Genomic DNA, 22,298 nt, shown 5'->3' with positions numbered 1-22,298 from the left:
TTAGTCGGCGTCTCGCTTTTCTCTCTCGCGCCAGATGATGAACAGCCCGGAGCCGACAATGACCGCGATGCCGAGCCATCTGGAGGGCGTCGGAAAATCGCCGAACACAAGATAGCCGAGGGCCGTGGCGGAAACGATCTCGAAATAGTGGAAGGGCGCCAGTAGCGACAGCGGCGCAAGGCGGAAGGCCTTCACGACGAGGAGATGGCCGTAGCCCGAAATCGCGCCCAGGGCGATCACGAGTATCCAGCCTAGAATCGATTGCGGCAGCGAAGGCTCGAAATCGACCGCGCCGAATCCGTTGCCGATTGCGATGACGACCACCATGAAGAGCGTGCCGCCAATTCCGGCAACAGTCTGCATGGCGAGCGGCGAATCGGCGCTGCCGACGGCGCGATTGAGGAAAAGATAGCAGGCGAACAGGAAGGCGCAGGCCATCGGCAGCAGTGCCGTCAAACCGAAGACCGCGAAGCTCGGCTGGATGACGATCATCGCGCCGCCGAATCCAACGGCAATAGCAGTCCACCGGCGCCAGCCGACTTTCTCTCGCAAGATCAATGCCGACAGGCAGGTCAGGATGAAGGGCTCGACGAAATAGATCGCGAATGCGTCGGCAAGCGGCATGTATTTCACGGAAACGAAGAACAACAGGGCGGCCCCAGCAAGCAGCACGCCGCGCAGCAGGTTCGGCCATAGCCGCTTCGGATAAATCGCCTGTAATCCGCCGGCCGTCAGCAGCAGCGGAACGATCGAGACGAGCTGAAAGAAGAAGCGGTAGAAGGTCACCTGCCCAGGCGACATGCCCTCGTGGACCGCCATGTATTTCGCAATGGCATCCATGCAGGGCAGGATGATCATGGCAAACAGCATAATCGTCACACCCTGCATCACTGCGCTGCGCGGGGCAGTGGCCGCTCGTGCGTATCCGTTCACGGGCAATTCCATTTCCAATGCTGAACTTCGATCCTGAACCTAGCCCGTTTCACCCCGGTTTCAACGCCGAGCTGAGCACAATGGTGAACGAAGGGAGCGAGCCGCATTTGGCTGTGTTTATGACGCTTCGGAGTGCTCCGCCTGAGAAGAAATGCCTATAAGCTCGGCTCACCTTTGCTCCGCAAGGCACTCCGACACCGTGCGGGCCGTCGAAAATGTAGGTGAAGAGGAGAGCGAGCCATGCGCTTATCCACCGAAACCGTGATCGCGCGCCTGCGCCAAACAGGAGATGGCGACACGCTGGGCGGCCGTATCTGGAGAGCGCGCGACGCGGCAAAGCTTTCGATCAAGGAACTGGCAAGCAGGGTCGGCGTGCGCAGCGAGACCATATCCGCCTGGGAACGCGACCGCGCCGAGCCTCGCACAAACCGCCTCTTCATGCTCGCCAGCGTGCTTGGTGTCACGCCAGCCTGGCTGATTGCCGGAATCGGCCGCGCCCCCGACGACAGGCCGTTCCATTCGCATGCCTCACTTCGCGAGCAACTCGAGCTCGTCAAAAGGCTCCACGAACAAACCGGGGAAGCGATCGCTGCGCTTGAGAGCGAGCTGGAGCGGATCGAGGAAAATATCCGATAAGTCATGCATTTTCAGATTACGCGCGTCGCCTGTCGTTGTATTGACGATTGCAGTGCGATTGCCGACAGTTGCGATTTTCGAGGGAGAAGAAAAATGGACGTACGTGCCGCCTGATGCATTCCGGCGAAAGCATCCGCTCGGTCGTTGTCTACTGAGGTCGCAACGAAAGTATCGAGGCGTCGGAGCGGTTTCCGGCGCTTTTCCGTTTTGTTCAGAAGTTGATTGCCGATGATCTATGTCGATGCCGATGCCTGCCCGGTGAAGGCGGAAATCCTCAAGGTGGCCGAGCGCCGCGGCTTCGAAGTCACCTTCGTTGCCAATTCGGGCCTACGGCCCTCGCGTGACCCGATGGTGCACAATGTCATCGTATCGGCGGGCTTCGACGCTGCGGACAATTGGATCGCCGAGCACGCGGGTGAAGGCGATATCGTCGTCACCGCCGACGTGCCGCTTGCCGGGCGCTGCGTCGCCGCGGGCGCGCTCGTCACCGGCCCCACCGGCCGCGTCTTCGACAAGGCGAATATCGGGCTGGCTTCTGCGATGCGCGACCTCGGGGCGCATTTGCGGGAGACGGGCGAAAGCAAGGGCTACAACGCCTCCTTTACGGCGCGGGACCGCTCCGCTTTTCTCGAAACGCTTGACCGGCTCTGCCGTCAGGTCAAAAGGTAACGCGCGGAACGGCGCCGATAAGCGTGAGCGGCGAATGAAATCAAAGACGCGCCTGAGACATTGGCCATTCTACCTGGCGCTTGCCGGTGCCCTTCTCAGTGCGCCGGTGGGGCATGCATTGTTTCGCGATCAGACGATCGAGGTCGCCGCCATCGTCTTCTTCTGCATTTATCTGACGATAACGGCCTTCCGGCTGCCCAAGCTGACCGGAGGGTATCTCGAGGCAAATGCGCGCGACACCGGCGAGCCGGAACCGATCATCTTTCTTGTGACGCTTTCGGCTGCAGCAATCTCGCTGGCAGCGATGTTCGTCGCGCTCAATCGCACCGGCGACGGCGGCGCGGTTGAACTGATCCTTGCCTTCGCCTCGGTCACACTTGGATGGGCAACCGTTCATACTATGGCGGCGCTCCACTATGCGCATCTTTACTGGCTCGCAAACCGTCGCGCCGACGGCAGCGATCCCGCTTCGCGGGGACTTGCCTTTCCGCAGACGGACGCGCCCGGCGGCTACGACTTCCTCTATTTCGCCTTCGTGATCGGCATGACCGCGCAGACCTCCGACGTCGCCATCACCACGACGGCGATGCGACGCATCAACCTGATGCATGCGGTCGTTTCGTTCTTCTTCAACACGGTGCTTGTTGCAGCTGCGGTCAACGCCGCGGTCCAGCTTGCCGGCGGCACTCCGTAATTTCCAGGGAGCATTCGATGAAAATCGTCTCGCAGAACACCGCCTTCGGCGGCATGCAGGGCGTCTTCGCCCACGACTCAATTGCCTGCAAGGGCGAAATGACCTTCGCCGTCTATGTGCCGCCGCAGGCGACCCACGAACCGCGCCCGGTGCTCTGGTATCTCTCCGGCCTCACCTGCACCCACGCCAATGTCATGGAAAAGGGCGAGTATCGCCGCATGGCTTCGGAGCTCGGGCTGATCGTCGTCTGCCCGGATACGAGCCCGCGCGGGCCGGACGTGGCGGACGAGCTGACCAACTGGCAGATGGGCAAGGGCGCCGGCTTCTACCTCGATGCCACGGAAGAGCCCTGGGCCGAGCACTATCGGATGTACAGCTACATCACCGAAGAACTGCCGGCTATTATCCGCGAGCATTTCCGCGTCGACATGGACCGGCAGGGTATCTTCGGCCATTCGATGGGCGGCCATGGCGCGATGACCATCGCGCTCAAGAACCCCGAGCGCTTCAAGAGCTGCTCGGCCTTTGCCCCGATCGTCGCGCCGTCGAGTGCCGACTGGTCCGTCGGCGCCTTCGAGAAATATCTCGGCGCTGATAAAGCCGCCTGGCGGCAGTACGACGCCTGCGCGCTCGTCGAGGACGGGGCGCGCTTCCCGGAATTCCTGATCGATCAGGGCAAGGCGGATGGCTTCCTCGACAACGGTCTCAGACCGTGGCTCTTCGAAGAGGCGGTAAAGGGCACCCGGATCGGCCTCACGCTTCGCATGCACGAGCGCTACGACCATTCCTATTATTTCATCTCGACCTTTATGGATGATCACCTGAGATGGCACGCCGAGAGGCTCGGCTGAGGCGCACGTCGCTGGCCGAAGGTCGGCCCGTCAGGATGCCGGCTGGAATCGCGGCTGGCCGGCAGACTCGATCACGCGGACGCTCGAATCCGCCAGGCCGTGATGGCCTTCGGTGTCGATCACGAGATGCCAGTGCGCGGTCTCCGGGATCGTCATGCGTAGCGGCGACTTCCGCGCCACGCCGCCAAGGAATTGATGCTTCAGGGTTTCCCTGTAGCGCGCGAAATTGACATCGGTCATCAGGCGAACATTGGCGACGGCCGACAGGGTGATCTCGATCCGCGTGCCGGCCCTCTGGGCGTTCAGATCGTAATGCGTGTAGTTCAATGCTTGCTTCGCCATCGCCGTCGACCGGACCTTATAAGACACCGCTCACGACAGTAGCGGCGGGCGCTTAACGAATGGTGTTGTGGTTCATACAGGCGGTGCGACGGCCTCCTCTGCGCCGTCGTTCTTTTGATCCCACGGCCTTCGCCGGACTGGCCCTGATGGCCGCAATGGTCTAAAGCCACCTCTTGAAAAACTGGAAGCGGATCGCGGCAGATGGCAGGCATAGAACACAGGCAGGTGGACGGTGACGAAGCGGGCATGCGCCTCGACCGCTGGTTCAAGGTGCATTATCCCGGCTTGGGCTTCGGCCCGCTGCAGAAGCTGTTGCGCTCCGGCCAGATCCGCGTCGATGGCGCACGGGTGAAATCCGATACGCGTATCCAACCCGGTCAGACGATCCGCGTGCCGCCGCTTGGCGTCGACGCTAAGGAGACCAAGTCGGGCCCGATCGGCGGACGGGACTTGCGCCATTCCTCCGATGGAGACCTTCTGTCGCGCATGGTACTGCACGAGGATGCCAAGGTCATCGTCCTCAACAAGCCGGCGGGCCTCGCCGTGCAGGGTGGCTCGGGCGTCAACCGGCACATCGACAAGATGCTCGAAGCATGGACGAGCCAGAAGGGCGAAAAGCCACGCCTCGTCCATCGGCTGGACCGTGATACGTCCGGCGTACTCGTTATCGCCCGGACGCGCGGCGCGGCACAGCAATTGACCGCCGCCTTTCGAGAACGCGACACGAGGAAAATCTATTGGTCGCTGGTCAAGGGCGTCCCGCGCAAGCGCGAGGACCGTGTCTCCACCTGGCTCGTCAAGGAGCAGACGCCGGACGGCGACCGGATGCGGATCGCCAAGCACGGCGACGACGGGGCCGACCACGCGATTTCCTATTATCGGATCATCGAGCAGGCCGGCCAGAACCTCTCCTGGCTGGAAATGGAACCTTATACCGGCCGCACCCACCAGCTCCGCGTCCACGCCGCCCATATCGGCCATCCGATTATCGGCGACCCGAAATATTTCGATGCGGACGTCAACTGGACCTTTCCCGGCGGCATGCAGAACCGGCTGCACCTGCACGCCCGCTCCATCGATATTCCGCATCCGAATGGCGGCCGCCTCAAGATTACCGCACCCCTGCCGCCGCATATGGTGCAGAGCTGGAATCTGCTCGGCCTCGACGAGAACGCCGCCGGCGAGGACGATTGATGAAACTGGTGCTCTTCGATTGTGACGGAACGCTGGTCGACAGTGCCGGTCTCATCCATGAGGTGATGAGCCGCACCTTCGAGGCTTTCGATCTCCCCCGGCCGGAGGCGCTGGCGACGAGGGCGATCATCGGGCTGACGCTCGACATCGCCATCGCCCGGTTGCTGGGCCAGCTTCACGTCGACCCGCGCGCCACCGCGATGACGACACATTACAAGGCCATCTTTGGCTCGGTGCGCAGCGAACAGGTCTTTCAGGAGGCGCTGTTTCCGGGCATTGCCGAGATGGTGCAGGCCCTGGCCGCCCGGGACGAACTGTTGATCGGGGCGGTAACCGGGAAGTCGAGGCAGGGCCTCCGCCACATCGCCGCGACGCACGGCTTCGACAAGCTGTTCTTCGTGTCGCGGACCGCAGACGATTGCCCGTCGAAGCCGAATCCGGCGATGGTGATGGAGTGCTGCATCGAGGCGGGCGTCGATCCGAAAGACACGATTGTCATCGGCGACGCGATCTACGATATGCAGATGGCGAAGGCAGCCGGGGCCGGCGCCCTCGGCGTTTCCTGGGGTTATGCCAGCGTTCCGGAACTGATCGAGGCCGGCGCCGACCACATCGCCCGAGTGCCGGCAGACATCATCGAATGGATGGGATTGAACCATGCCTGATATTCGCGACGACTTGAGCGGTGCACTTAGCCACGAAGATCCGGTGCGCCGCGCCCAGATTCAGATGCAGAAGCCGCTGGCAAAGCGCTTCTACAAGGGTGTCGGCGTCGCCCAGGCCGAGGGCGACGGGTACGCGGTGCTACTCGACGGACGGTCGGTTCGCACGCCCGCAAGGCGGTCGTTCACCGTGCCGACGCTCAAGCTCGCCGAGCTGTTGGCCGCCGAGTGGGACGCACAGGCCGATATCATCGACCCTTCGGCCATGCCGCTGACCCGCATCGTCAACACGGCCATCGACGGTGTCGCTCTCGACCAGCGCGCGGTTTTTGACGACATCCTAAAGTTCGCCGGCACCGACCTTCTCTGCTATCGCGCCGACAGCCCGGCCGGGCTGGTGGAACGGCAGAACGCCATCTGGAATCCCATCCTCGATTGGGCCGCCCAATCGCTTGGCGCCCGCTTCATCCTTGTCGAGGGGGTCATTCACCAGGAACAGCCGCGCGAGGCGATTTCCGCCTATGCGGAGGGCTTGCGCGCCTTTGCAACACCGCTCGGCCTCGCCTGCCTGCACACGATCACCACCTTGACCGGATCGGCACTGCTTGCGCTCGCCTTTGCCATGGGCCGACTCTCGACGGAAGAAGCCTGGGCGGCCGCCCATGTCGACGAGGACTGGCAAATCGAACATTGGGGCACCGATGAGGAGGCCTTCCGACGGCGCGAGAACCGCTGGCAGGAAATGCGTGCGGCCAGCGCGGTACTCGACTCGCTGCGGTAGCGTCGAAAAAGGCGCCTGCCGTTGCGGCAGGCGCCTTACTATCGGTTAGGCAGAGCTTGGGTCAGGCCGCAAGCTTGAGGCCGGCGATACCGGCGATGATCAGGCCGATGCAGCCGAGGCGCACAGCCGTCAGCGGCTCGGCGAAGAGGATGATGCCAAGCACGACGGTGCCGATCGTGCCGATGCCGGTCCAGATGGCATAGGCCGTGCCGAGAGGCAGTGAACGAACGGCAATTCCAAGCAAGCCAATGCTCAGGATCATCGAGCCGACCGTGAGCACGGTCGGCGTCAGCCGCGTAAATCCGTCGGTGTATTTGAGGCCGATTGCCCAGCCAATTTCGAGAATTCCGGCCAGAATCAGAATGAACCAGGCCATTTCAGGCTCCTTCATCTGGAGCGAGGCCGTCCCCGCGGATGTTCGGGTCGATCAGGATCGAGCCGTGCAGCCGTCTGCATTACGGTCTGTGCCATAAGGCGGCGTGGGCAGCAAGTGGCTGGTCGGCAAAGCTGCCCTGCGCCCCCCGGCACGGCTCGTCACGAATTCCGCTCGCGCCGGAGTTTGGCCCACCACTCGAGCCGCTTGCGGATGTCCCGCTCGAAGCCGCGCTCCGGAGGATCGTAGAAGGTTTTCCGGCCCATCTTCTCCGGAAAGTAGTCCTGGCCGGAAAAGGCATCCGGTTCGTCGTGGTCGTAGCGATATCCCTCGCTGTAGCCCTCGCCCTTCATGAGCTTGGTCGGGGCGTTGAGAATATGCTTCGGCGGCAGCAGCGAGCCGTTTTCCTTGGCAGCGCGCATTGCCCCTTTATAGGCGGTATAGAGGGCGTTCGATTTTGGCGCGGTGGCGAGATAGACGCAGGCTTGCGCCAATGCCAGTTCCCCTTCCGGCGAACCGAGATAGTCATAGGCGTCCTTGGCGGCGTTGCAGATCACCAGCGCCTGCGGATCGGCAAGGCCGATATCCTCGACGGCCATGCGCACCAGCCGCCTGCCGAGATACAAGGGATCCTCGCCGGCATCGAGCATGCGGCAAAGATAGTAGAGCGCCGCATCCGGATCGGATCCGCGAACCGACTTGTGAAGCGCCGAAATCAGATTGTAGTGGCCGTCCTGGCTCTTGTCGTAGACCGGCGCACGGCGCTGGACGATTTCGCGCAGCGCTTCAGTGTCGAAAATCTCGTCCTTGCGCGCCGCCCGCCAGACCTCTTCGGCGAGCGTCAGCACCGCCCGGCCGTCGCCATCCGCCATGCGGATCAGGCTGGCACGGGCGTCCACGTCGAGCGGCAACGGCTTGCCCTCGGTCTGTTCGGCGCGCTTCAGGAGCTCTTCAAGGCTCTCCTCGTCATGCGGCTTGAATGTCAACACTCGCGCCCGCGAAAGGAGCGCCGCATTGAGCTCGAAAGACGGATTCTCGGTGGTGGCGCCGACCAGGATGACCGTCCCGTCTTCCATGACCGGCAGGAAACTGTCCTGCTGGGCGCGGTTGAAACGGTGAATCTCGTCGACGAAGAGCAATGTCTGCCGACCCGACATGCGCCGGGCACGGGCGGATTCGAAAACCTTCTTGAGGTCGGCGACGCCGGAAAAGATCGCCGAGATCTGTTCGAAGGCGAGACCGCCCTCCCCGGAAAGCAGCCGGGCGACGGTGGTCTTGCCGGTGCCCGGCGGCCCCCAGAAGATCATCGAGCCGAGCGAGCCCGCGGCGATCATCCGCGTCAGGGCGCCATCCGCACCGGTCAGGTGTTCCTGCCCAGTCACTTCGGCGAGCGTCCGCGGCCGCAGCCGATCGGCAAGCGGCCTGGCCGAGGCCATTTCCGGTGGTTCACTGGTGGAAAACAGGTCGCTCATCGGAAGAACTGTCGGATAAGCTGGCCGTCGCGCTCGATCTCGACGCGCCAGAACGAGGCATCTTCAGCGACTGCGCTTTCCAGCGTTTTCGAGTTGTCGATCGGCGTTCCATTGACAGAGCGTACGATATCTTTCGGTCCAAGGCCAATGCGCGCCGCCGGCGAGCCGCGATTGACCTCGGTGACGACGACGCCCTGCAGCGATGTCGGCATACGCAGCTCATCTGCGAGGCGCGGCGAAAGATTGGCGACGACAGCGCCGGCAAAGGGATTCCTTCCTTCGATCAGTCGCTCGTCACGCGGTGCGGTTTCCGGCGCCTGCTCAAGCTTCAGGATGATGTCGCGTGCCTCACCGTGTTCGGTAACGGTCACTCGCGCTTCATGACCGATGCCAACGGTCGTCAAACGGTAGCCGAGGGCATCCGGGTGCTCCACAGATATCCCGTTGACGGCCGTGACCACCTGCCCGGGCTTGATGCCGGCATTTGCCGCCGGTCCGCCTGGCTGGACGGCCGCCACCAGAGCGCCGCGGGCACGATCGAGGCCGAGGGCTTCCGCTACGTCGGAGGTGACCGGCTCGAAGGTTGCGCCGACGAAGGGCCGGATGAAGGAGCCACCACCGCCCTCCGCCGATCCCACGAACACCTTGACCAGATTTGCCGGAATCGCGAAGCCGACGCCGTTCGAGCCACCGCCGCGCGAGAAGATCGCGGTGTTGATGCCGATCAGTTCACCCTTCATGTTGATCAGGCCGCCGCCGGAATTGCCCGGATTGATCGCCGCATCGGTCTGGATGAAGAAGCCAAAATCGCCGTTTGAGATCTGATTGCGGGCAAGTGCAGATACGATGCCGCTCGTTACAGTCTGGCCGACGCCGAAGGGGTTGCCCATCGCCAGTACCAGATCGCCGACTTCCACCGCGTCGGAATCACCGATCGGGATGATATCGAACGGACCGTCTGCTTCGATCTTGAGCACCGCGAGATCGAGCCGATCGTCCTTGAGGACGATCTTGCACGGGTACTCACGCCCGTCGGCGAGCGCCACCTTGATGTCGTCTGCGCCCTCGATGACGTGATTGTTGGTAACGACGATGCCGTCCCGGCGCACGATCACGCCCGAACCGAGTGACGACTGCTTTTCCGTGCGGTTCGGCATGCGCTGGCCGAAGAATTCCTCGAAGAAAGGATCGCCGGCAAAGACCGAACGCCGCTCGACGGCCCGCTCGGCATAGACATTCACCACGGCATTCGCCGTCTGTTTCACCAGCGGCGCGAAGGAGAGCTGCATTTCCGTGTGGGATTGGGGGACGGTCTTGACGTCCTGCGCTACGGCCGGTGCCGACAGGACAATTGCAAGAACAAGAGCCGGCAGGGCTCGACAGCCAAACATCATGAAGCATTCTCCCTTTCGTTACCGCTAGTTCAGATAGGATTTCCCAAGAAAAAAGGCAAACGCGAGGCCGCCGCTACGCAATGAAAGGCGCTGGGGTTTCTTACGCATTTTCAGGCTTTTGCGTCTATTCGTGAAGGCGCGGTGGCTGCTGCATTGGGAATCTGGCTCCGCTCACGCGCCGCACACGAAAACGTGGTCCCTTCCATCTTTCCCAGTGATCGAATCTCTGTTCATCTTGGCTGAAATCAGCTTTCAATCCCTGTCGAGGAAGCGCTATGCCCGCCTACCGCCCACCACAGATTTCCGCATCCGAAATCACGCCGGAGCGTCTCTTTCTCGATCGACGCAGCTTTCTCGCCGCCGCAGGTGGCCTCGTTCTCGGCGGGGCAAGCGCGGCTCACGCGGCCACGCTCAAGCCCTCCGCTAGCCCCTACAAGGTCGACGAGACCCCGACGCCAGAGAAGGACGTCACGACCTACAATAATTTCTACGAGTTTGGCACGGGAAAGGGCGACCCGGCCGCCAATTCGGAAGGCTTCAAGCCGACGCCTTGGGCAGTGAAGGTCGACGGCCTCGTCGGCAAGCCGCGGGAATTCGGCCTCGAGGAGCTCCTTGCCTTCCCGCTCGAAGAGCGAACCTACCGGATGCGCTGCGTCGAGGCCTGGTCGATGGTGATCCCCTGGATCGGTTTTCCGCTGGCCAGCCTCCTCGACAAGGTCGAACCGCTCGGCAGCGCCAAGTATGTCGCGTTCGAAACCGTGGTGCGGCCCGAGGAAATGCCCGGCCAATCCGGCTATTTCCAGCCGCTGCCTTGGCCCTACCGCGAGGGCTTGCGGCTCGACGAAGCACGCCATCCCCTGACGATCCTTTCCGTCGGCCTCTACGGCAAGACGTTGCCCAACCAGAACGGCGCCCCTATCCGGCTGGTCGTCCCGTGGAAATACGGTTTCAAGGGGATCAAGTCGATCGTGCGCATCTCGCTGACCGACACCGCGCCGCCCTGCACCTGGAACCTCGCCGCCCCGGATGAATACGGCTTCTATGCCAATGTGAACCCGGCGGTCGATCACCCGCGCTGGAGCCAGGCAACGGAAAACCGCATCGGCGGAGACGGGTTCTTTGGCTCCAACCGTCGCGACACACTTCCCTTCAACGGCTACGCCGACGACGTTGCTGGACTCTATGCCGGCATGGACCTCAGGGCAAACTTCTGATCATGGCCCTCGTTCCCGCCTTACCGAAACGTTTTCACGGTGCCTCGGTCTGGGCGCTCTACGCGCTCGGCTTCATACCCGCAGTTTGGGCGTTCTATCTCGGCGCAACCGGCCAATTGCCGGGCAATGCAGTCAAGGAATTCGAACATCTGCTAGGCCTATGGGCGTTGCGCTTTCTTGTGGCGACGCTGACGATAACGCCGCTTCGCGACCTCTTCGGCCTGAATTGGCTGAGGTACCGTCGCGCCCTGGGCCTGCTCGCCTTCTATTATGTGCTGATGCACTTCCTTTCTTACATGCTCTTGGACCAGATGCTGCGCGTCCCGGCGATCCTCGCCGACATTGCCCGCCGGCCCTTCATAACCATCGGCATGGCGGCGCTCGTCATGCTGATCCCGTTGGCGCTTACCTCGAACAATTGGTCGATCCGCAAGCTTGGTCAGCGGTGGAACAAGCTGCACCGGCTCGCCTATGTGATCGCGGCAGCCGGTGCGTTGCATTTCACCATGGCCGTCAAGGTCGTCGGACCGGAGCAGATGCTCTACATCGTCCTTGTCGCACTGCTGCTTGCCTGGCGCGCAGTCCGGACGCCCTTCCTGCGCTGGAAGCGGCAGCGGACCGCCGTGGTGCGATCCCGTCCCGCAACGCAAAAAGCGGCCGGGTGAAACTCACCCGACCGCTTCAAATCGATTGGAAGCTGCCTCTGATCAGGCTGCTTCGACGGCTTCCGCTTCCGCAGCGGCGCGAGCGCGATCCTTCGCGCCCTTGGCATCGACATCGCGATCAACGAATTCGATGACGGCGAGCGGCGCATTGTCGCCCTGGCGGAAGCCCGCCTTCATGATGCGCAGGTAGCCGCCGTTGCGGGTGGCGTAGCGCGATGCGATTGCGTCGAACAGCTTCGAGACGACAGCAACGTCGCGGATCTGCGAAATCGCCTGGCGGCGAGCGTGCAGGTCGCCGCGCTTGCCGAGCGTGACGAGCTTCTCGACGATCGGACGGATTTCCTTGGCCTTCGGCAGGGTCGTGACGATCTGCTCGTGTTCGATCAGCGAAGCTGCCATGTTGGCAAACATCGCCTTGCGATGGCTTGCGGTTCTATTCAGCTTGCGGCCGGCTTTACCGTGGCGCATGGCTATTCTCCTTTACTTGCAGGCATCCGCCCGCAGTCTAATGGTTAGTATTGGTCTTCGTATCGCTTGGCGAGATCTTCGATGTTCTCCGGCGGCCAGGACGGCACTTCCATGCCGAGGTGCAGGCCCATGGAAGCGAGAACTTCCTTGATCTCGTTGAGCGACTTGCGACCAAAGTTCGGCGTCCGGAGCATTTCCGCTTCGGTCTTCTGAATAAGGTCGCCGATATAGACGATGTTGTCGTTCTTCAGGCAGTTGGCCGAACGGACCGAGAGTTCCAGTTCGTCGACCTTCTTGAGAAGCGCCGGGTTGAAGGCGAGCTCGGTGACTGCCTCTTCCTCTGTTTCCTTCTGCGGCTCGTCGAAATTGACGAAGACCGACAGCTGGTCCTGAAGAATGCGGGCGGCAAACGCGATCGCGTCTTCGCCGGTGACGGAGCCATCGGTCTCGATGGACATCGTCAGCTTGTCATAGTCGAGAACCTGGCCTTCGCGCGTGTTCTCAACCTTGTAGGACACCTTCTTGACCGGCGAATAAAGGCTATCGACCGGAATGAGACCGATCGGCGCATCTTCCGAGCGGTTACGCTCGGCCGGCACGTAGCCCTTGCCGTTGTTGACGGTGAACTCCATGCGAATTTCCGCGCCCTCGTCGAGGGTGCAGATCACATGGTTCGGGTTGAGGATCTCGATATCGCCAACCGTCTGGATATCGCCGGCCGTAACGACGCCCGGACCCTGCTTGCGCACGACCATGCGCTTGGAATCGTCGCCATCCATCTTGATGGCGATTTCCTTGATGTTGAGCACGATGTCCGTCACGTCTTCCCGGACGCCCGGGATCGAGGAGAACTCGTGCAGCACGCCGTCGATCTGCACTGCGGTGACGGCAGCACCGCGCAGCGACGACAGAAGCACGCGACGAAGCGCGTTGCCGAGGGTCAGACCGAAGCCGCGCTCAAGCGGTTCCGCCACCAGCGTTGCCCTGGTGCGGCCCGAGGAGGTGAAATCCACCTTGTTCGGCTTGATCAATTCCTGCCAATTTTTCTGGATCATGTTTTCTGCCTTCCGTTCGTTGCCACCATCCAATCGTGGCAACCGAGCCCCGAAGTCCGGGAGAACGCGCCCGCGCCCTCACCGGAATCTTGAATACCAATGATCAGACGCGGCGCTTCTTGCGCGGGCGGCAGCCGTTGTGCGGGATCGGCGTCACGTCGCGGATCGACGTGATCATGAAGCCCGCGGCTTGCAGCGCGCGAAGGGCAGATTCGCGGCCGGAGCCCGGTCCGCAAACTTCCACTTCCAGCGACTTCATGCCGTGTTCCTGAGCCTTCTTGGCGCAGTCTTCGGCGGCGATCTGAGCGGCGAACGGGGTCGACTTGCGCGAACCCTTGAAGCCCTTCGCACCGGCGGACGACCAGGCAATTGCATTGCCCTGCGCGTCGGTGATGGTGATCATCGTGTTGTTGAACGACGAATTGACGTGCGCGACGCCAGACGTGATGTTCTTGCGCTCGCGACGGCGAACGCGGGTGGCTTCCTTGGCCATAGGATCCCTTTCTTAGATCTCTGCACCGCCGTAATTCCAGCGGCTCCACCGGGAAAAGGATTGGTCGTCCCCTGCCCTGCATCTTAGATTTTCACGAAGCCGTTACGCCGGCCCCGCTATTATTTGCTGAACCGCGAGCGGTCCTGCACAGGTCGGGCACTCGCCCTTCCCAAACTGCAAAAAGGAGGCCGGCGCGGACGCCAGCCTCCCGCTTTCCCTATTCGGGAAATTACTTCTTCTTGCCGGCAATCGCCTTTGCCGGACCCTTGCGGGTGCGGGCATTGGTGTGCGTACGCTGGCCGCGCACCGGCAGACCGCGACGATGACGCAGACCACGGTAGCAACCGAGGTCCATCAGGCGCTTGATATTCATCGACGTTTCGCGACGCAGGTCACCCTCGACCTGATAGTCGCGGTCGATCGTCTCACGGATCTGAAGGACTTCGGCGTCCGTCAGCTGGTGCACGCGACGGTCAGTCGGAATACCGACCTTCGCGACGATTTCCTGAGCAAATTTCGTGCCGATCCCGTGAATGTAGGTCAGCGCGATGACGACGCGCTTTGCCGTCGGGATGTTGACGCCAGCGATACGTGCCACGTCTATTCTCCTTGCGTTCCAGTTGCCATCCGGCAATAGGTGCTTCGTTACGCGACTTTGAAGAGCCGCACGTTGATTGAGGTTCGAGACATGTCAAAAACGACCGCACCCGGACTTCTTTCTTTTGAAGACCGCGCCGATCGCTTCTCATGTCGCGAGTTGACGCTGTCTTTGGAGGAATCACCCGGAAAAGTCAACTCCCCGGCGCTTCCATTTTGGCAAAGACGAAAGCCTATGCCAGAATCTTGTCGATCTCGGCGGTGACCGCTTCCACATCCGCCATCCCGTCGACGGTCTTCAACTGACCGGTGCGGGCATAGTGCTCCGAAAGCGGCGCAGTCTTTTCCCTGTACTCCGTCAAGCGTCGCTTGAAGGCCTCGGGATTGTCGTCGGAGCGAACCGTGCCGCCGGAGGCGACGGTCTCCGCTACGCGATTCTCCATGCGCCGGACAAGGGCCACCTCGTCGACCTTCAACTCGATGACCGCATCCAGCTTCAAACCCTTGGCCTGGAGCATGCGATCGAGCGCGATCGCCTGCGGCACCGTGCGCGGATAGCCGTCGAGAATGAAGCCTTTCGCGCAATCCGGCACGTCGATGCGGTCGGAGACGATTTCATTGACGATCTCATCGGAAACCAGCTGGCCGGCATCCATCACCGCTTTGGCGCGCTTGCCGACCTCGGTCGCCTGGGCAACGGCGGCCCGGAGCATGTCCCCTGTGGAAAGCTGCGGGATGCCGTATTTCTCCGTCAGAAGCTTGGCCTGCGTACCCTTGCCAGCGCCCGGCGGCCCCAAAAAAATAAGTCTCATCGTCCCCTCTTTCCTCCGCGCAGCTTCGACTTCTTGATCAGCCCCTCATACTGCTGGGCAATGAGGTGACCCTGGATCTGTGCTACCGTATCAAGGGTGACGCTGACAACAATCAAAAGCGACGTACCACCAAGGTAGAACGGCACGCCGGTCTGCGAAATGAGGATTTCAGGCAAGATGCAGACGAAGATTAGGTAAATCGCACCGATAACAGTGATGCGTGTCAGCACGTAGTCGATATACTCGGCCGTGCGCTCGCCCGGGCGAATCCCCGGAATGAAGCCGCCATGCTTCTTCAGATTGTCGGCCGTATCCTTCGGATTGAAGACAATCGCCGTGTAGAAGAAGGCGAAGAAGGCGATCATCCCGCCATAAAACAGCATATACAGCGGCTGGCCATGGGCGAGAGCCCCGACGATGGTGGTCGCCCAGCCCGGCAGCGTCGCAGCATTGGCGAAACCGGCAAGCGTCGCGGGCAGCAAGAGCAGCGACGAAGCGAAGATCGCCGGGATCACACCGGACGTGTTGAGCTTCAGCGGCAGGTGCGACGTATCGCCCTGGAACATGCGGTTGCCGACCTGGCGCTTCGGATACTGGATCAGCAGGCGGCGCTGGGCGCGCTCGACGAAGACGATCAGGGCGATGACCGCAACCACCATCACGATGATGGCAAGGATGAGCGGCGTCGACAGAGCGCCGGTGCGGCCGAGTTCCAACGTACCTGCCAGCGCACCCGGCAGAGCCGCGACGATGCCGGCGAAAATGATCAGCGAGATACCGTTGCCGATGCCGCGCGAGGTGATCTGCTCGCCAAGCCACATCAGGAACATCGTACCGCCGAGCAGCGAAATGACGGTGGAAATACGGAAGAACCAACCCGGATCGTTGACGAGACCGCTGCCGCTTTCAAGGCCGACCGCGATGCCGTAGGCCTGCAGTGCCCCCAGAAGAACCGTGCCGTAGCGGGTATACTGGTTGATCACCTTGCGGCCCTGCTCGCCTTCCTTCTTCAGCTGCTCGAGCGCCGGGACGACCGAGGTCATCAGCTGCACGATGATCGAGGCAGAGATATAGGGCATGATGCCGAGCGCGAAGATCGCCATGCGCTCAACCGCACCGCCCGAAAACATGTTGAAGAGGCCGAGAATGCCGCCGCTCTGCCCCTGGAAGGCTTGCGCAAACGCTTCCGGATTGAGGCCGGGCAGCGGGATATAGGTGCCAAGACGGTAAACCAGAAGCGCACCGAGGGTGAACCAGAGCCTTTTCTTCAGATCTTCCGCTTTGGCGAAAGTCGAGAAATTCAGGTTCGAGGCGAGCTGTTCCGCTGCAGAAGCCATGCAATTCTCCGCGTACCAAGTCTCGGAATCAGCGGGAAAACCCGGTCAGTTCCGGAATGAGAAAGTCTTCATCGTTGAAAACCGGGCGCGAGACGATTGTCGCTGCAATCGGATGCCTCACCGTGGTTTCCGTTGTGTCCCGTCGCGGCAAGTGATTCGCCGCCCTCGGACGTGAGGCTCACATATGGGAGCAAAACCGCCCGGCGTGAAGCACCCCGGGCGGTTCATCAGTCATATTATTCGGCAGCGGCGGCTGCGAGCAGCTTTATCGAGCCGCCGGCCTTTTCGATCTTCTCGACGGCCGGCTTGGAAGCACCCGCCACTTCGAGCGAAACCTTGGCCTTCAGCTCGCCGTCGGCGAGGATGCGGACGCCGTCCTTCTCGCGACGGATGACGCCGGCAGCCTTGAGGGCGGCCGCATCAATGGTCTTCGAAGCATCAAGCTTCTTGGCGTCGACGGCAGTCTGGATGCGGCCGAGGGAGACGACAACGAACTCCGAAGCGAAGATGTTGTTGAAGCCACGCTTCGGCAGACGGCGGTAGATGGGCATCTGGCCGCCTTCGAAGCCGTTGATCGCGACGCCCGAACGAGCCTTCTGGCCCTTCACGCCGCGACCGCCGGTCTTGCCGGAGCCGGAGCCGATACCACGGCCGAGACGCTTGCGGTTCTTCGTCGCGCCTTCGTTGTCCTTGATTTCATTCAGTTTCATATCTCGATCCCCCTCACTTCTCGTCGACGACGCGAACGAGGTGCTGGACGGCCCGGATCATGCCGCGGACGGCCGGAGTGTCTTCCAGCGTGCGAACCCGGTGCATCTTGTTAAGGCCCAGACCGACAAGCGTCTGACGCTGCACGGTCGGACGGCGGATGGGGCTACCAATCTGCTCGACGGTAACCGTCTTCTTGGCAACTTCTTTCTTAGCCATCTGTCAGCTCCCTTATTCTTCGGAAGCAGCGCCGGCGGCAACGCGACGGGACTGGAGCGTGGCGTACTTCATGCCGCGCTGTGCCGCGATGTCCTTCGGGTGCATCTGGTTCTTGAGCGCGTCGAAGGTTGCGCGAACCATGTTGTAGGGGTTCGACGAACCGGTCGACTTGGCGACGACGTCGTGCACACCGAGCGTTTCAAAGACGGCGCGCATCGGACCGCCGGCGATGATACCGGTACCGGCCTTGGCCGAGCGCAGCAGCACCTTGCCGGCGCCGTGACGGCCATTGACGTCGTGATGCAGCGTGCGACCGCCGCGCAGCGGCACGAAGATCAGGTCGCGCTTGGCGGCTTCCGTTGCCTTGCGGATGGCTTCAGGCACTTCGCGAGCCTTGCCATGGCCGAAGCCAACGCGGCCCTTCTGGTCGCCGACGACGACGAGAGCGGCGAAACCGAAACGACGACCGCCCTTCACCACCTTGGCGACGCGGTTGATTGCGACGAGCTTATCGACAAATTCGCTGTCGCGCTCTTCGCGGTTCTGGCGATCTTCGCGAGAACCTCTTCTTTCTTGTGCCATTGTCCTCTTCCTTTTTCTTTTCCGGGTGCAATCGGCAGATTGACGAAAGTCGCCTCGTACAAGCCGAAGCGACCGAGGGAATGCGAGGCGGCATTCGCCCGGACATCTCTGCCCGGGCGGTGAACCTTAGAAGTTCAGGCCGCCTTCGCGGGCCGCCTCGGCCAGCGCCTTGACGCGGCCGTGGTAGATGAAGGCGCCGCGATCGAAGACGACGTCCTTGACGCCTGCCTTGGAAGCGCGCTCGGCGAGGAGCTTGCCGACGGCAGCGGCTGCTGCCGTGTCGGCGCCGGTCTTCAGCGCAGTCTTGAGATCCGCCTCGAGGGTCGAGGCAGCGGCGATCGTCTTGCCGGCAACGTCATCGATGATCTGCGCATAGATGTTCTTCGACGAGCGATGAACCGACAGGCGCGGGCGGCCATTGGCGACCGCCTTGATTTGACGGCGCACGCGGCTGGCGCGACGCACAAGAGTATCTTTCCTGCTAGCCATTTCGCGTGATCCTTACTTCTTCTTGCCTTCTTTGCGGACAATCCGCTCTCCGGCATACTTGACGCCCTTGCCCTTGTAGGGCTCGGGGCCGCGGTATTCGCGGATTTCCGCGGCAACCTGGCCGACCTGCTGTTTGTTGATGCCCGAAACGACGATTTCCGTCGGCTTCGGCACAGCGATCGTGATGCCTTCCGGCGTCTGGTAGACGACGTCATGGCTGAAACCGAGCGCCAGCTGCAGGTTCTTGCCCTGCATGGAAGCGCGGTAGCCGACGCCGTTGATCTCGAGCTTGCGCTCGTAGCCGTCCTTGACGCCCTTGAAGATGTTCTCGACCATGGTGCGGGACATGCCCCACTTGGCGCGAGCATCCTTGGTTTCATTGAGCGGCTGAACGACAACCGCATTGTTTTCGAGCTTCACCGAAACTTCGTCATTTGCGACGAAGAACAGTTCGCCCTTCGGACCCTTCGCCGTTACCTTCTGGCCATCAACGCTTGCCGTGACGCCTGCCGGAACCTGAACGGGTTTCTTACCGATACGAGACATTTTTATACCTGTCTGTTCGCCATGGAGATCCTGCCCGGTCTTAGAAGACCGAGCAAAGAAGCTCGCCACCAACATTCTGTTCGCGTGCCTGGTGATCGGCCATCACGCCCTTCGGGGTCGAAAGGATGGTGATGCCGAGGCCGTTCGCGACCTGCGGAATGGACTTGACCGAGACATAGACCCGGCGGCCCGGCTTGGAGACGCGCGAGATCTCACGGATCACGGAAGCGCCTTCGTAGTATTTCAGTTCGATGTTCAGCTCGGCCTTGCCGTTGCCGAATTCGACTTCAGAATATCCGCGGATATAGCCTTCGGCCTGAAGGACATCCAGAACGCGTGCGCGCAGCTTGGAAGCCGGCGTCGAAACGCTGGACTTGCGGCGAGCAGCACCGTTGCGGATACGGGTGAGCATATCGCCCAAAGGATCAGTCATTGCCATGTACCCGTCTCCTTACCAGCTCGACTTGACGATGCCCGGCACCTTGCCGAGATTGCCCAGTTCGCGAAGCGCGATACGCGACATGCGAAGCTTGCGATAGTAGGCGCGCGGACGGCCGGTGACTTCGCAACGGTTGCGGATACGAGTCTTGGACCCATCCCGCGGCAGTTCTGCCAGCTTGAGAGTGGCCTTGAACCGCTCTTCGATCGCCAGAGACTGGTTCATGATGATTGCCTTGAGGGCCGCACGCTTAGCGGCTTGTCCGGCAACCAGTTTGCGGCGGCGCTTGTTCTTTTCAACTGCGCTCGTTTTCGCCATAACAGTTATCCTTCTTTACGCTTGTCGTTACGGATTACTGACGGAACGGGAAGTTGAACTCTGCAAGCAGAGCGCGCGCTTCGTCGTCGTTAGATGCCGTCGTGCAAACGATGATGTCCATGCCCCACATCTGATCAACCTTGTCGTAGTTGATCTCAGGGAACACAATGTGCTCCTTGACGCCCATGGCAAAATTGCCACGACCATCGAAGGACTTCGGATTGAGGCCACGGAAGTCGCGGACCCGCGGAAGAGCGATGTTCACGAGACGATCCAGGAACTCATACATCCGAACGCCGCGCAGGGTAACCTTGGCACCAATCGGCATGCCTTCGCGCAGCTTGAAGCCGGCGATAGAGTTGCGAGCGCGGGTGATCACCGGCTTCTGGCCGGCAATCGCTGCGAGGTCGGCAGCGGCTACGGAAGGCTTCTTCGAGTCGCCCGTTGCTTCGCCAACACCCATGTTGATGACGATCTTGTCGAGACGCGGGATCTGCATTTCGTTGGCGTAGGAGAACTTCTCCTGCATCGCCTTGCGGATGCGCTCTACATATTCCTTCTTGAGCCGCGGCTCATAAGCGGTCTTAGCCATCGATCACTTCTCCCGAACGCTTGGCCACGCGGACCTTCTTTTCACCGTCGATCTTGAAGCCAACGCGGGTCGGCTTGCCGTCCTTCGGATCGGCGATCGCGATGTTCGAAAGGTGAATCGGGGCTTCCTTGCTGATAATGCCGGCTTCCTGGTTCTGGGTCTGGCGCTGGTGACGCTTCACCACGTTGACGCCACGCACCACAGCCCGGTCTTCCTTCGGCATGACCTGGATGACTTCGCCGGTGCGGCCCTTGTCCTTACCGGTGAGTACGACGACCTTGTCGCCCTTGCGAATCTTCTGCATCTCTCAACGCCCCCTTAGAGTACTTCCGGAGCCAGCGAGATGATCTTCATGTGGTTCTTGGCGCGGAGTTCGCGCGGAACCGGTCCGAAGATACGGGTGCCGATGGGCTCTTTCTTGTTGTCGATAAGAACGGCTGCGTTGGTGTCGAAACGGATGACGCTGCCATCCGGACGGCGGATGTCCTTCGCGGTGCGAACGACAACGGCCTTCATGACATCACCCTTCTTCACGCGGCCGCGCGGAATGGCTTCCTTGATCGAAACGACAATGATGTCGCCGATCGACGCATACTTGCGCTTGGAGCCGCCCAGCACCTTGATGCACATGACACGACGTGCGCCGGAATTATCCGCCACGTCGAGGTTTGTTTGCATCTGAATCATGTCAGGTCGCCTTCTTGTTGTTACCAGGCCGGTTGGGTCGAAACCCCCTCGCCCAGCTTATTGTGCTCATCTCAAAGCAAAAGAACGCCCGGACTCGAGCGTTCCCCAGCTTTAATTGCGTGCTTCATACAGATATTTGCCCAAGACGCAAGGGTCCGGCGGACAAAACCTGCAGAAATCAAGCCTGGGCGGAGACAACCGTCCAGCGCTTATCCTTGGAAATCGGCGCGCATTCCTCGATGGAAACGACGTCACCGACCTTGAACTGGTTGTTCTCGTCGTGAGCCTTGTACTTCTTGGAACGACGGACGGTCTTCTGGAGGATCGGATGCGCAAAGCGGCGCTCGACCTTGACGACGATGGTCTTGTCGTTCTTGTCGCTGACGACGGTGCCCTGCAGAATGCGTTTCGGCATTTTTTGTGGTCCTTAGGCCTTGGCTTCTGCCGCCTTCTGGCGGGCAATGGTTTTGATGCGTGCGATGTCCTTGCGGACTTCGTCAATACGCGAAGACTTCTCGAGCTGGCCGGTAGCCTTCTGGAAGCGCAGGTTGAACTGCTCCTTCTTCAGCTTGGCGAGCTCTTCTTTGAGTTGATCGGCGCTCAGAGCGCGAACATCTGCGGCTTTCATGAGCTTCACTCCTTACTCTGCGATACGCTGCACGAAGCGCGTCTTGACAGAGAGCTTGGCAGCGCCAAGACGAAGTGCCTCACGGGCGAGTTCTTCGTTGACACCATCGATCTCGAACATCATACGGCCGGGCTTGACCTTGCATGCCCAGTATTCCACCGAACCCTTACCCTTACCCATGCGGACTTCGGTCGGCTTGGCGGTAACCGGGACGTCCGGGAACACGCGGATCCAGACGCGGCCGGCGCGCTTCATGTGGCGGGTGATCGCGCGGCGGGCCGCTTCGATCTCGCGCGCATTGACGCGGTTCGGTTCCTGAGCCTTCAGGCCGAATTCGCCGAAGGCGAGATCAGAACCGCCCTTGGCTACGCCCTTGATGCGGCCCTTGAATTGCTTGCGATACTTCGTACGCTTTGGCTGCAACATTTTTTTACTTCTCCGATATTGG

33 protein-coding genes are annotated in these 22,298 nt (G+C 61.4%); 9 read left to right on the top strand and 24 right to left on the bottom strand.

Features of this window, described 5'->3' with window-relative positions; all coding sequences use genetic code 11:
* Complete coding sequence (locus USDA257_RS16690) at positions 1-888, bottom strand: DMT family transporter (RefSeq protein ID WP_048657490.1); 888 nt, start codon at positions 886-888, stop codon at positions 1-3.
* Between the two features lie 285 nt (positions 889-1,173).
* Between USDA257_RS16690 and USDA257_RS16685 the strand changes: the two genes are divergently transcribed.
* From USDA257_RS16685 to fghA, 4 genes are all read left to right on the top strand, one after another.
* Complete coding sequence (locus tag USDA257_RS16685; protein WP_014764129.1) at positions 1,174-1,569, top strand: helix-turn-helix domain-containing protein; 396 nt, start codon at positions 1,174-1,176, stop codon at positions 1,567-1,569.
* Between the two features lie 228 nt (positions 1,570-1,797).
* Positions 1,798-2,238, top strand: coding sequence for a YaiI/YqxD family protein (locus tag USDA257_RS16680; RefSeq protein WP_014764128.1), 441 nt, complete (start codon positions 1,798-1,800; stop codon positions 2,236-2,238).
* A 34-nt stretch (positions 2,239-2,272) separates the two neighbouring features.
* On the top strand, positions 2,273-2,932 hold the full coding sequence (locus tag USDA257_RS16675) for a DUF1345 domain-containing protein (protein WP_014764127.1): 660 nt from the start codon (positions 2,273-2,275) through the stop codon (positions 2,930-2,932).
* Between the two features lie 17 nt (positions 2,933-2,949).
* Positions 2,950-3,783: an S-formylglutathione hydrolase gene (gene fghA / locus USDA257_RS16670; RefSeq protein ID WP_014764126.1), complete on the top strand. Its 834-nt coding sequence runs from the start codon at positions 2,950-2,952 to the stop codon at positions 3,781-3,783.
* A 30-nt stretch (positions 3,784-3,813) separates the two neighbouring features.
* Here the strand turns inward: fghA and USDA257_RS16665 are convergent, their stop codons facing one another.
* The gene (locus tag USDA257_RS16665) at positions 3,814-4,125 is read right to left on the bottom strand and encodes a DUF1883 domain-containing protein (protein ID WP_014764125.1); all 312 of its coding nucleotides are present in this window, start codon (positions 4,123-4,125) and stop codon (positions 3,814-3,816) included.
* Between the two features lie 201 nt (positions 4,126-4,326).
* Here USDA257_RS16665 and USDA257_RS16660 point away from each other — a divergent pair, with 201 nt between their 5' ends.
* Genes USDA257_RS16660 through USDA257_RS16650 form a run of 3 tightly spaced genes read left to right on the top strand, consistent with a single transcriptional unit; the run spans position 4,327 to position 6,762 of the window.
* The gene (locus tag USDA257_RS16660; RefSeq protein WP_014764124.1) at positions 4,327-5,319 is read left to right on the top strand and encodes an RluA family pseudouridine synthase; all 993 of its coding nucleotides are present in this window, start codon (positions 4,327-4,329) and stop codon (positions 5,317-5,319) included.
* A complete protein-coding gene (locus tag USDA257_RS16655; protein ID WP_014764123.1) occupies positions 5,319-5,984 on the top strand; it encodes an HAD-IA family hydrolase in 666 nt (221 codons plus the stop codon). Before USDA257_RS16660 ends, USDA257_RS16655 begins: the two co-directional genes overlap by 1 nt.
* On the top strand, positions 5,977-6,762 hold the full coding sequence (locus USDA257_RS16650; RefSeq protein WP_014764122.1) for an ATP12 family chaperone protein: 786 nt from the start codon (positions 5,977-5,979) through the stop codon (positions 6,760-6,762). The genes USDA257_RS16655 and USDA257_RS16650 overlap by 8 nt, the downstream gene beginning before the upstream one ends.
* 61 nt (positions 6,763-6,823) lie before the next feature.
* Here the strand turns inward: USDA257_RS16650 and sugE are convergent, their stop codons facing one another.
* The 3 genes from sugE to USDA257_RS16635 all read right to left on the bottom strand — a co-directional run bounded on the left by sugE (position 6,824) and on the right by USDA257_RS16635 (position 10,001).
* Positions 6,824-7,138, bottom strand: coding sequence for a quaternary ammonium compound efflux SMR transporter SugE (sugE, locus tag USDA257_RS16645; protein WP_014764121.1), 315 nt, complete (start codon positions 7,136-7,138; stop codon positions 6,824-6,826).
* A gap of 158 nt (positions 7,139-7,296) precedes the next feature.
* Positions 7,297-8,607, bottom strand: a complete 1,311-nt coding sequence (locus USDA257_RS16640) for a replication-associated recombination protein A (RefSeq protein WP_041414307.1) — start codon at positions 8,605-8,607, stop codon at positions 7,297-7,299.
* The gene (locus tag USDA257_RS16635; protein ID WP_014764119.1) at positions 8,604-10,001 is read right to left on the bottom strand and encodes a DegQ family serine endoprotease; all 1,398 of its coding nucleotides are present in this window, start codon (positions 9,999-10,001) and stop codon (positions 8,604-8,606) included. The genes USDA257_RS16640 and USDA257_RS16635 overlap by 4 nt, the downstream gene beginning before the upstream one ends.
* A gap of 275 nt (positions 10,002-10,276) precedes the next feature.
* On the opposite strand from USDA257_RS16635, the gene msrP reads away from it, so the two are divergent.
* Positions 10,277-11,215 (top strand): protein-methionine-sulfoxide reductase catalytic subunit MsrP, encoded by a 939-nt coding sequence (gene msrP / locus USDA257_RS16630; protein ID WP_014764118.1) that lies wholly within the window; start codon positions 10,277-10,279, stop codon positions 11,213-11,215.
* 2 nt (positions 11,216-11,217) lie between these two features.
* Positions 11,218-11,880, top strand: coding sequence for a protein-methionine-sulfoxide reductase heme-binding subunit MsrQ (msrQ, locus tag USDA257_RS16625; RefSeq protein WP_014764117.1), 663 nt, complete (start codon positions 11,218-11,220; stop codon positions 11,878-11,880).
* 42 nt (positions 11,881-11,922) lie between these two features.
* Here msrQ and rplQ read toward each other — a convergent pair whose 3' ends face one another.
* The 19 genes from rplQ to rplP all read right to left on the bottom strand — a co-directional run bounded on the left by rplQ (position 11,923) and on the right by rplP (position 22,276).
* Positions 11,923-12,348, bottom strand: coding sequence for a 50S ribosomal protein L17 (rplQ, locus tag USDA257_RS16620; RefSeq protein WP_014764116.1), 426 nt, complete (start codon positions 12,346-12,348; stop codon positions 11,923-11,925).
* A gap of 44 nt (positions 12,349-12,392) precedes the next feature.
* Positions 12,393-13,403, bottom strand: a complete 1,011-nt coding sequence (locus USDA257_RS16615) for a DNA-directed RNA polymerase subunit alpha (RefSeq protein WP_041414305.1) — start codon at positions 13,401-13,403, stop codon at positions 12,393-12,395.
* Positions 13,404-13,506: 103 nt separating this feature from the next.
* Positions 13,507-13,896 carry a 30S ribosomal protein S11 gene (rpsK, locus tag USDA257_RS16610; RefSeq protein WP_003536496.1) on the bottom strand — a complete coding sequence of 130 codons (390 nt, stop codon included), beginning with the start codon at positions 13,894-13,896 and terminating at the stop codon, positions 13,507-13,509.
* Between the two features lie 229 nt (positions 13,897-14,125).
* Positions 14,126-14,494: a 30S ribosomal protein S13 gene (gene rpsM, locus USDA257_RS16605; protein WP_014764114.1), complete on the bottom strand. Its 369-nt coding sequence runs from the start codon at positions 14,492-14,494 to the stop codon at positions 14,126-14,128.
* 232 nt (positions 14,495-14,726) lie between these two features.
* Positions 14,727-15,305: an adenylate kinase gene (locus tag USDA257_RS16600; RefSeq protein ID WP_014764113.1), complete on the bottom strand. Its 579-nt coding sequence runs from the start codon at positions 15,303-15,305 to the stop codon at positions 14,727-14,729.
* On the bottom strand, positions 15,302-16,642 hold the full coding sequence (secY, locus tag USDA257_RS16595; RefSeq protein WP_014764112.1) for a preprotein translocase subunit SecY: 1,341 nt from the start codon (positions 16,640-16,642) through the stop codon (positions 15,302-15,304). The genes USDA257_RS16600 and secY overlap by 4 nt, the downstream gene beginning before the upstream one ends.
* Before the next feature lie 236 nt (positions 16,643-16,878).
* A complete protein-coding gene (rplO, locus tag USDA257_RS16590) occupies positions 16,879-17,352 on the bottom strand; it encodes a 50S ribosomal protein L15 (protein WP_014764111.1) in 474 nt (157 codons plus the stop codon).
* Positions 17,353-17,365: 13 nt separating this feature from the next.
* On the bottom strand, positions 17,366-17,569 hold the full coding sequence (rpmD, locus tag USDA257_RS16585; RefSeq protein ID WP_014764110.1) for a 50S ribosomal protein L30: 204 nt from the start codon (positions 17,567-17,569) through the stop codon (positions 17,366-17,368).
* 12 nt (positions 17,570-17,581) lie between these two features.
* Positions 17,582-18,151, bottom strand: a complete 570-nt coding sequence (gene rpsE, locus USDA257_RS16580) for a 30S ribosomal protein S5 (RefSeq protein ID WP_014328072.1) — start codon at positions 18,149-18,151, stop codon at positions 17,582-17,584.
* A 126-nt stretch (positions 18,152-18,277) separates the two neighbouring features.
* Positions 18,278-18,640, bottom strand: a complete 363-nt coding sequence (gene rplR, locus USDA257_RS16575) for a 50S ribosomal protein L18 (protein WP_014764109.1) — start codon at positions 18,638-18,640, stop codon at positions 18,278-18,280.
* A gap of 12 nt (positions 18,641-18,652) precedes the next feature.
* On the bottom strand, positions 18,653-19,186 hold the full coding sequence (gene rplF, locus USDA257_RS16570) for a 50S ribosomal protein L6 (RefSeq protein WP_014764108.1): 534 nt from the start codon (positions 19,184-19,186) through the stop codon (positions 18,653-18,655).
* Positions 19,187-19,226: 40 nt separating this feature from the next.
* The gene (gene rpsH, locus USDA257_RS16565) at positions 19,227-19,625 is read right to left on the bottom strand and encodes a 30S ribosomal protein S8 (protein WP_014764107.1); all 399 of its coding nucleotides are present in this window, start codon (positions 19,623-19,625) and stop codon (positions 19,227-19,229) included.
* A 12-nt stretch (positions 19,626-19,637) separates the two neighbouring features.
* Positions 19,638-19,943, bottom strand: coding sequence for a 30S ribosomal protein S14 (gene rpsN / locus USDA257_RS16560; RefSeq protein ID WP_014764106.1), 306 nt, complete (start codon positions 19,941-19,943; stop codon positions 19,638-19,640).
* Between the two features lie 34 nt (positions 19,944-19,977).
* The gene (gene rplE, locus USDA257_RS16555; protein ID WP_014764105.1) at positions 19,978-20,535 is read right to left on the bottom strand and encodes a 50S ribosomal protein L5; all 558 of its coding nucleotides are present in this window, start codon (positions 20,533-20,535) and stop codon (positions 19,978-19,980) included.
* The gene (gene rplX / locus USDA257_RS16550; RefSeq protein WP_012707762.1) at positions 20,528-20,839 is read right to left on the bottom strand and encodes a 50S ribosomal protein L24; all 312 of its coding nucleotides are present in this window, start codon (positions 20,837-20,839) and stop codon (positions 20,528-20,530) included. Before rplX ends, rplE begins: the two co-directional genes overlap by 8 nt.
* Positions 20,840-20,853: 14 nt before the next feature.
* Positions 20,854-21,222 (bottom strand): 50S ribosomal protein L14, encoded by a 369-nt coding sequence (rplN, locus tag USDA257_RS16545; RefSeq protein WP_012707761.1) that lies wholly within the window; start codon positions 21,220-21,222, stop codon positions 20,854-20,856.
* 178 nt (positions 21,223-21,400) lie between these two features.
* A complete protein-coding gene (gene rpsQ, locus USDA257_RS16540) occupies positions 21,401-21,637 on the bottom strand; it encodes a 30S ribosomal protein S17 (RefSeq protein WP_014764104.1) in 237 nt (78 codons plus the stop codon).
* Positions 21,638-21,649: 12 nt separating this feature from the next.
* A complete protein-coding gene (gene rpmC / locus USDA257_RS16535) occupies positions 21,650-21,850 on the bottom strand; it encodes a 50S ribosomal protein L29 (RefSeq protein WP_011975176.1) in 201 nt (66 codons plus the stop codon).
* A 12-nt stretch (positions 21,851-21,862) separates the two neighbouring features.
* The gene (rplP, locus tag USDA257_RS16530; protein WP_003536531.1) at positions 21,863-22,276 is read right to left on the bottom strand and encodes a 50S ribosomal protein L16; all 414 of its coding nucleotides are present in this window, start codon (positions 22,274-22,276) and stop codon (positions 21,863-21,865) included.
* Positions 22,277-22,298 lie beyond the last annotated feature (22 nt).

The organism is Sinorhizobium fredii USDA 257 (genome assembly GCF_000265205.3).
GTDB lineage: Bacteria > Pseudomonadota > Alphaproteobacteria > Rhizobiales > Rhizobiaceae > Sinorhizobium > Sinorhizobium fredii_B.
Note: the sequence above shows the minus strand (reverse complement) of the source record. Positions and strands in the feature narration are given on the sequence as shown.

Excerpts from the sequence above, each read along its gene's own strand:
- USDA257_RS16680 (WP_014764128.1), top strand. The coding sequence starts at position 1,798 with ATGATCTATGTCGATGCCGATGCCTGCCCGGTGAAGGCGGAAATCCTC.
- rpmC (WP_011975176.1), bottom strand. The coding sequence starts at position 21,850 with ATGAAAGCCGCAGATGTTCGCGCTCTGAGCGCCGATCAACTCAAAGAA.
- USDA257_RS16690 (WP_048657490.1), bottom strand. The coding sequence starts at position 888 with ATGCAGGGTGTGACGATTATGCTGTTTGCCATGATCATCCTGCCCTGC.
- rpsH (WP_014764107.1), bottom strand. The coding sequence starts at position 19,625 with ATGGCAATGACTGATCCTTTGGGCGATATGCTCACCCGTATCCGCAAC.
- rplX (WP_012707762.1), bottom strand. The coding sequence starts at position 20,839 with ATGCAGAAGATTCGCAAGGGCGACAAGGTCGTCGTACTCACCGGTAAG.
- sugE (WP_014764121.1), bottom strand. The coding sequence starts at position 7,138 with ATGGCCTGGTTCATTCTGATTCTGGCCGGAATTCTCGAAATTGGCTGG.
- rplR (WP_014764109.1), bottom strand. The coding sequence starts at position 18,640 with ATGGCTAGCAGGAAAGATACTCTTGTGCGTCGCGCCAGCCGCGTGCGC.
- rpsN (WP_014764106.1), bottom strand. The coding sequence starts at position 19,943 with ATGGCGAAAACGAGCGCAGTTGAAAAGAACAAGCGCCGCCGCAAACTG.
- rplF (WP_014764108.1), bottom strand. The coding sequence starts at position 19,186 with ATGTCTCGTATCGGTAAGAAACCCGTTCAGGTTCCGGCAGGCGTCACG.
- rplE (WP_014764105.1), bottom strand. The coding sequence starts at position 20,535 with ATGGCTAAGACCGCTTATGAGCCGCGGCTCAAGAAGGAATATGTAGAG.
- USDA257_RS16635 (WP_014764119.1), bottom strand. The coding sequence starts at position 10,001 with ATGATGTTTGGCTGTCGAGCCCTGCCGGCTCTTGTTCTTGCAATTGTC.
- msrP (WP_014764118.1), top strand. The coding sequence starts at position 10,277 with ATGCCCGCCTACCGCCCACCACAGATTTCCGCATCCGAAATCACGCCG.
- rpsE (WP_014328072.1), bottom strand. The coding sequence starts at position 18,151 with ATGGCACAAGAAAGAAGAGGTTCTCGCGAAGATCGCCAGAACCGCGAA.
- USDA257_RS16655 (WP_014764123.1), top strand. The coding sequence starts at position 5,319 with ATGAAACTGGTGCTCTTCGATTGTGACGGAACGCTGGTCGACAGTGCC.
- rpsK (WP_003536496.1), bottom strand. The coding sequence starts at position 13,896 with ATGGCCAAGGAAGCCACCCGCGTTCGCCGTCGCGAGCGCAAGAACATC.
- rpsQ (WP_014764104.1), bottom strand. The coding sequence starts at position 21,637 with ATGCCGAAACGCATTCTGCAGGGCACCGTCGTCAGCGACAAGAACGAC.
- rplO (WP_014764111.1), bottom strand. The coding sequence starts at position 17,352 with ATGAAACTGAATGAAATCAAGGACAACGAAGGCGCGACGAAGAACCGC.
- rplP (WP_003536531.1), bottom strand. The coding sequence starts at position 22,276 with ATGTTGCAGCCAAAGCGTACGAAGTATCGCAAGCAATTCAAGGGCCGC.
- fghA (WP_014764126.1), top strand. The coding sequence starts at position 2,950 with ATGAAAATCGTCTCGCAGAACACCGCCTTCGGCGGCATGCAGGGCGTC.
- secY (WP_014764112.1), bottom strand. The coding sequence starts at position 16,642 with ATGGCTTCTGCAGCGGAACAGCTCGCCTCGAACCTGAATTTCTCGACT.
- USDA257_RS16600 (WP_014764113.1), bottom strand. The coding sequence starts at position 15,305 with ATGAGACTTATTTTTTTGGGGCCGCCGGGCGCTGGCAAGGGTACGCAG.
- USDA257_RS16650 (WP_014764122.1), top strand. The coding sequence starts at position 5,977 with ATGCCTGATATTCGCGACGACTTGAGCGGTGCACTTAGCCACGAAGAT.
- USDA257_RS16665 (WP_014764125.1), bottom strand. The coding sequence starts at position 4,125 with ATGGCGAAGCAAGCATTGAACTACACGCATTACGATCTGAACGCCCAG.
- USDA257_RS16640 (WP_041414307.1), bottom strand. The coding sequence starts at position 8,607 with ATGAGCGACCTGTTTTCCACCAGTGAACCACCGGAAATGGCCTCGGCC.
- USDA257_RS16685 (WP_014764129.1), top strand. The coding sequence starts at position 1,174 with ATGCGCTTATCCACCGAAACCGTGATCGCGCGCCTGCGCCAAACAGGA.
- USDA257_RS16615 (WP_041414305.1), bottom strand. The coding sequence starts at position 13,403 with ATGATCCAGAAAAATTGGCAGGAATTGATCAAGCCGAACAAGGTGGAT.
- rpmD (WP_014764110.1), bottom strand. The coding sequence starts at position 17,569 with ATGGCTAAGAAAGAAGTTGCCAAGAAGACGGTTACCGTCGAGCAGATT.
- msrQ (WP_014764117.1), top strand. The coding sequence starts at position 11,218 with ATGGCCCTCGTTCCCGCCTTACCGAAACGTTTTCACGGTGCCTCGGTC.
- rplQ (WP_014764116.1), bottom strand. The coding sequence starts at position 12,348 with ATGCGCCACGGTAAAGCCGGCCGCAAGCTGAATAGAACCGCAAGCCAT.
- USDA257_RS16675 (WP_014764127.1), top strand. The coding sequence starts at position 2,273 with ATGAAATCAAAGACGCGCCTGAGACATTGGCCATTCTACCTGGCGCTT.
- rplN (WP_012707761.1), bottom strand. The coding sequence starts at position 21,222 with ATGATTCAGATGCAAACAAACCTCGACGTGGCGGATAATTCCGGCGCA.
- USDA257_RS16660 (WP_014764124.1), top strand. The coding sequence starts at position 4,327 with ATGGCAGGCATAGAACACAGGCAGGTGGACGGTGACGAAGCGGGCATG.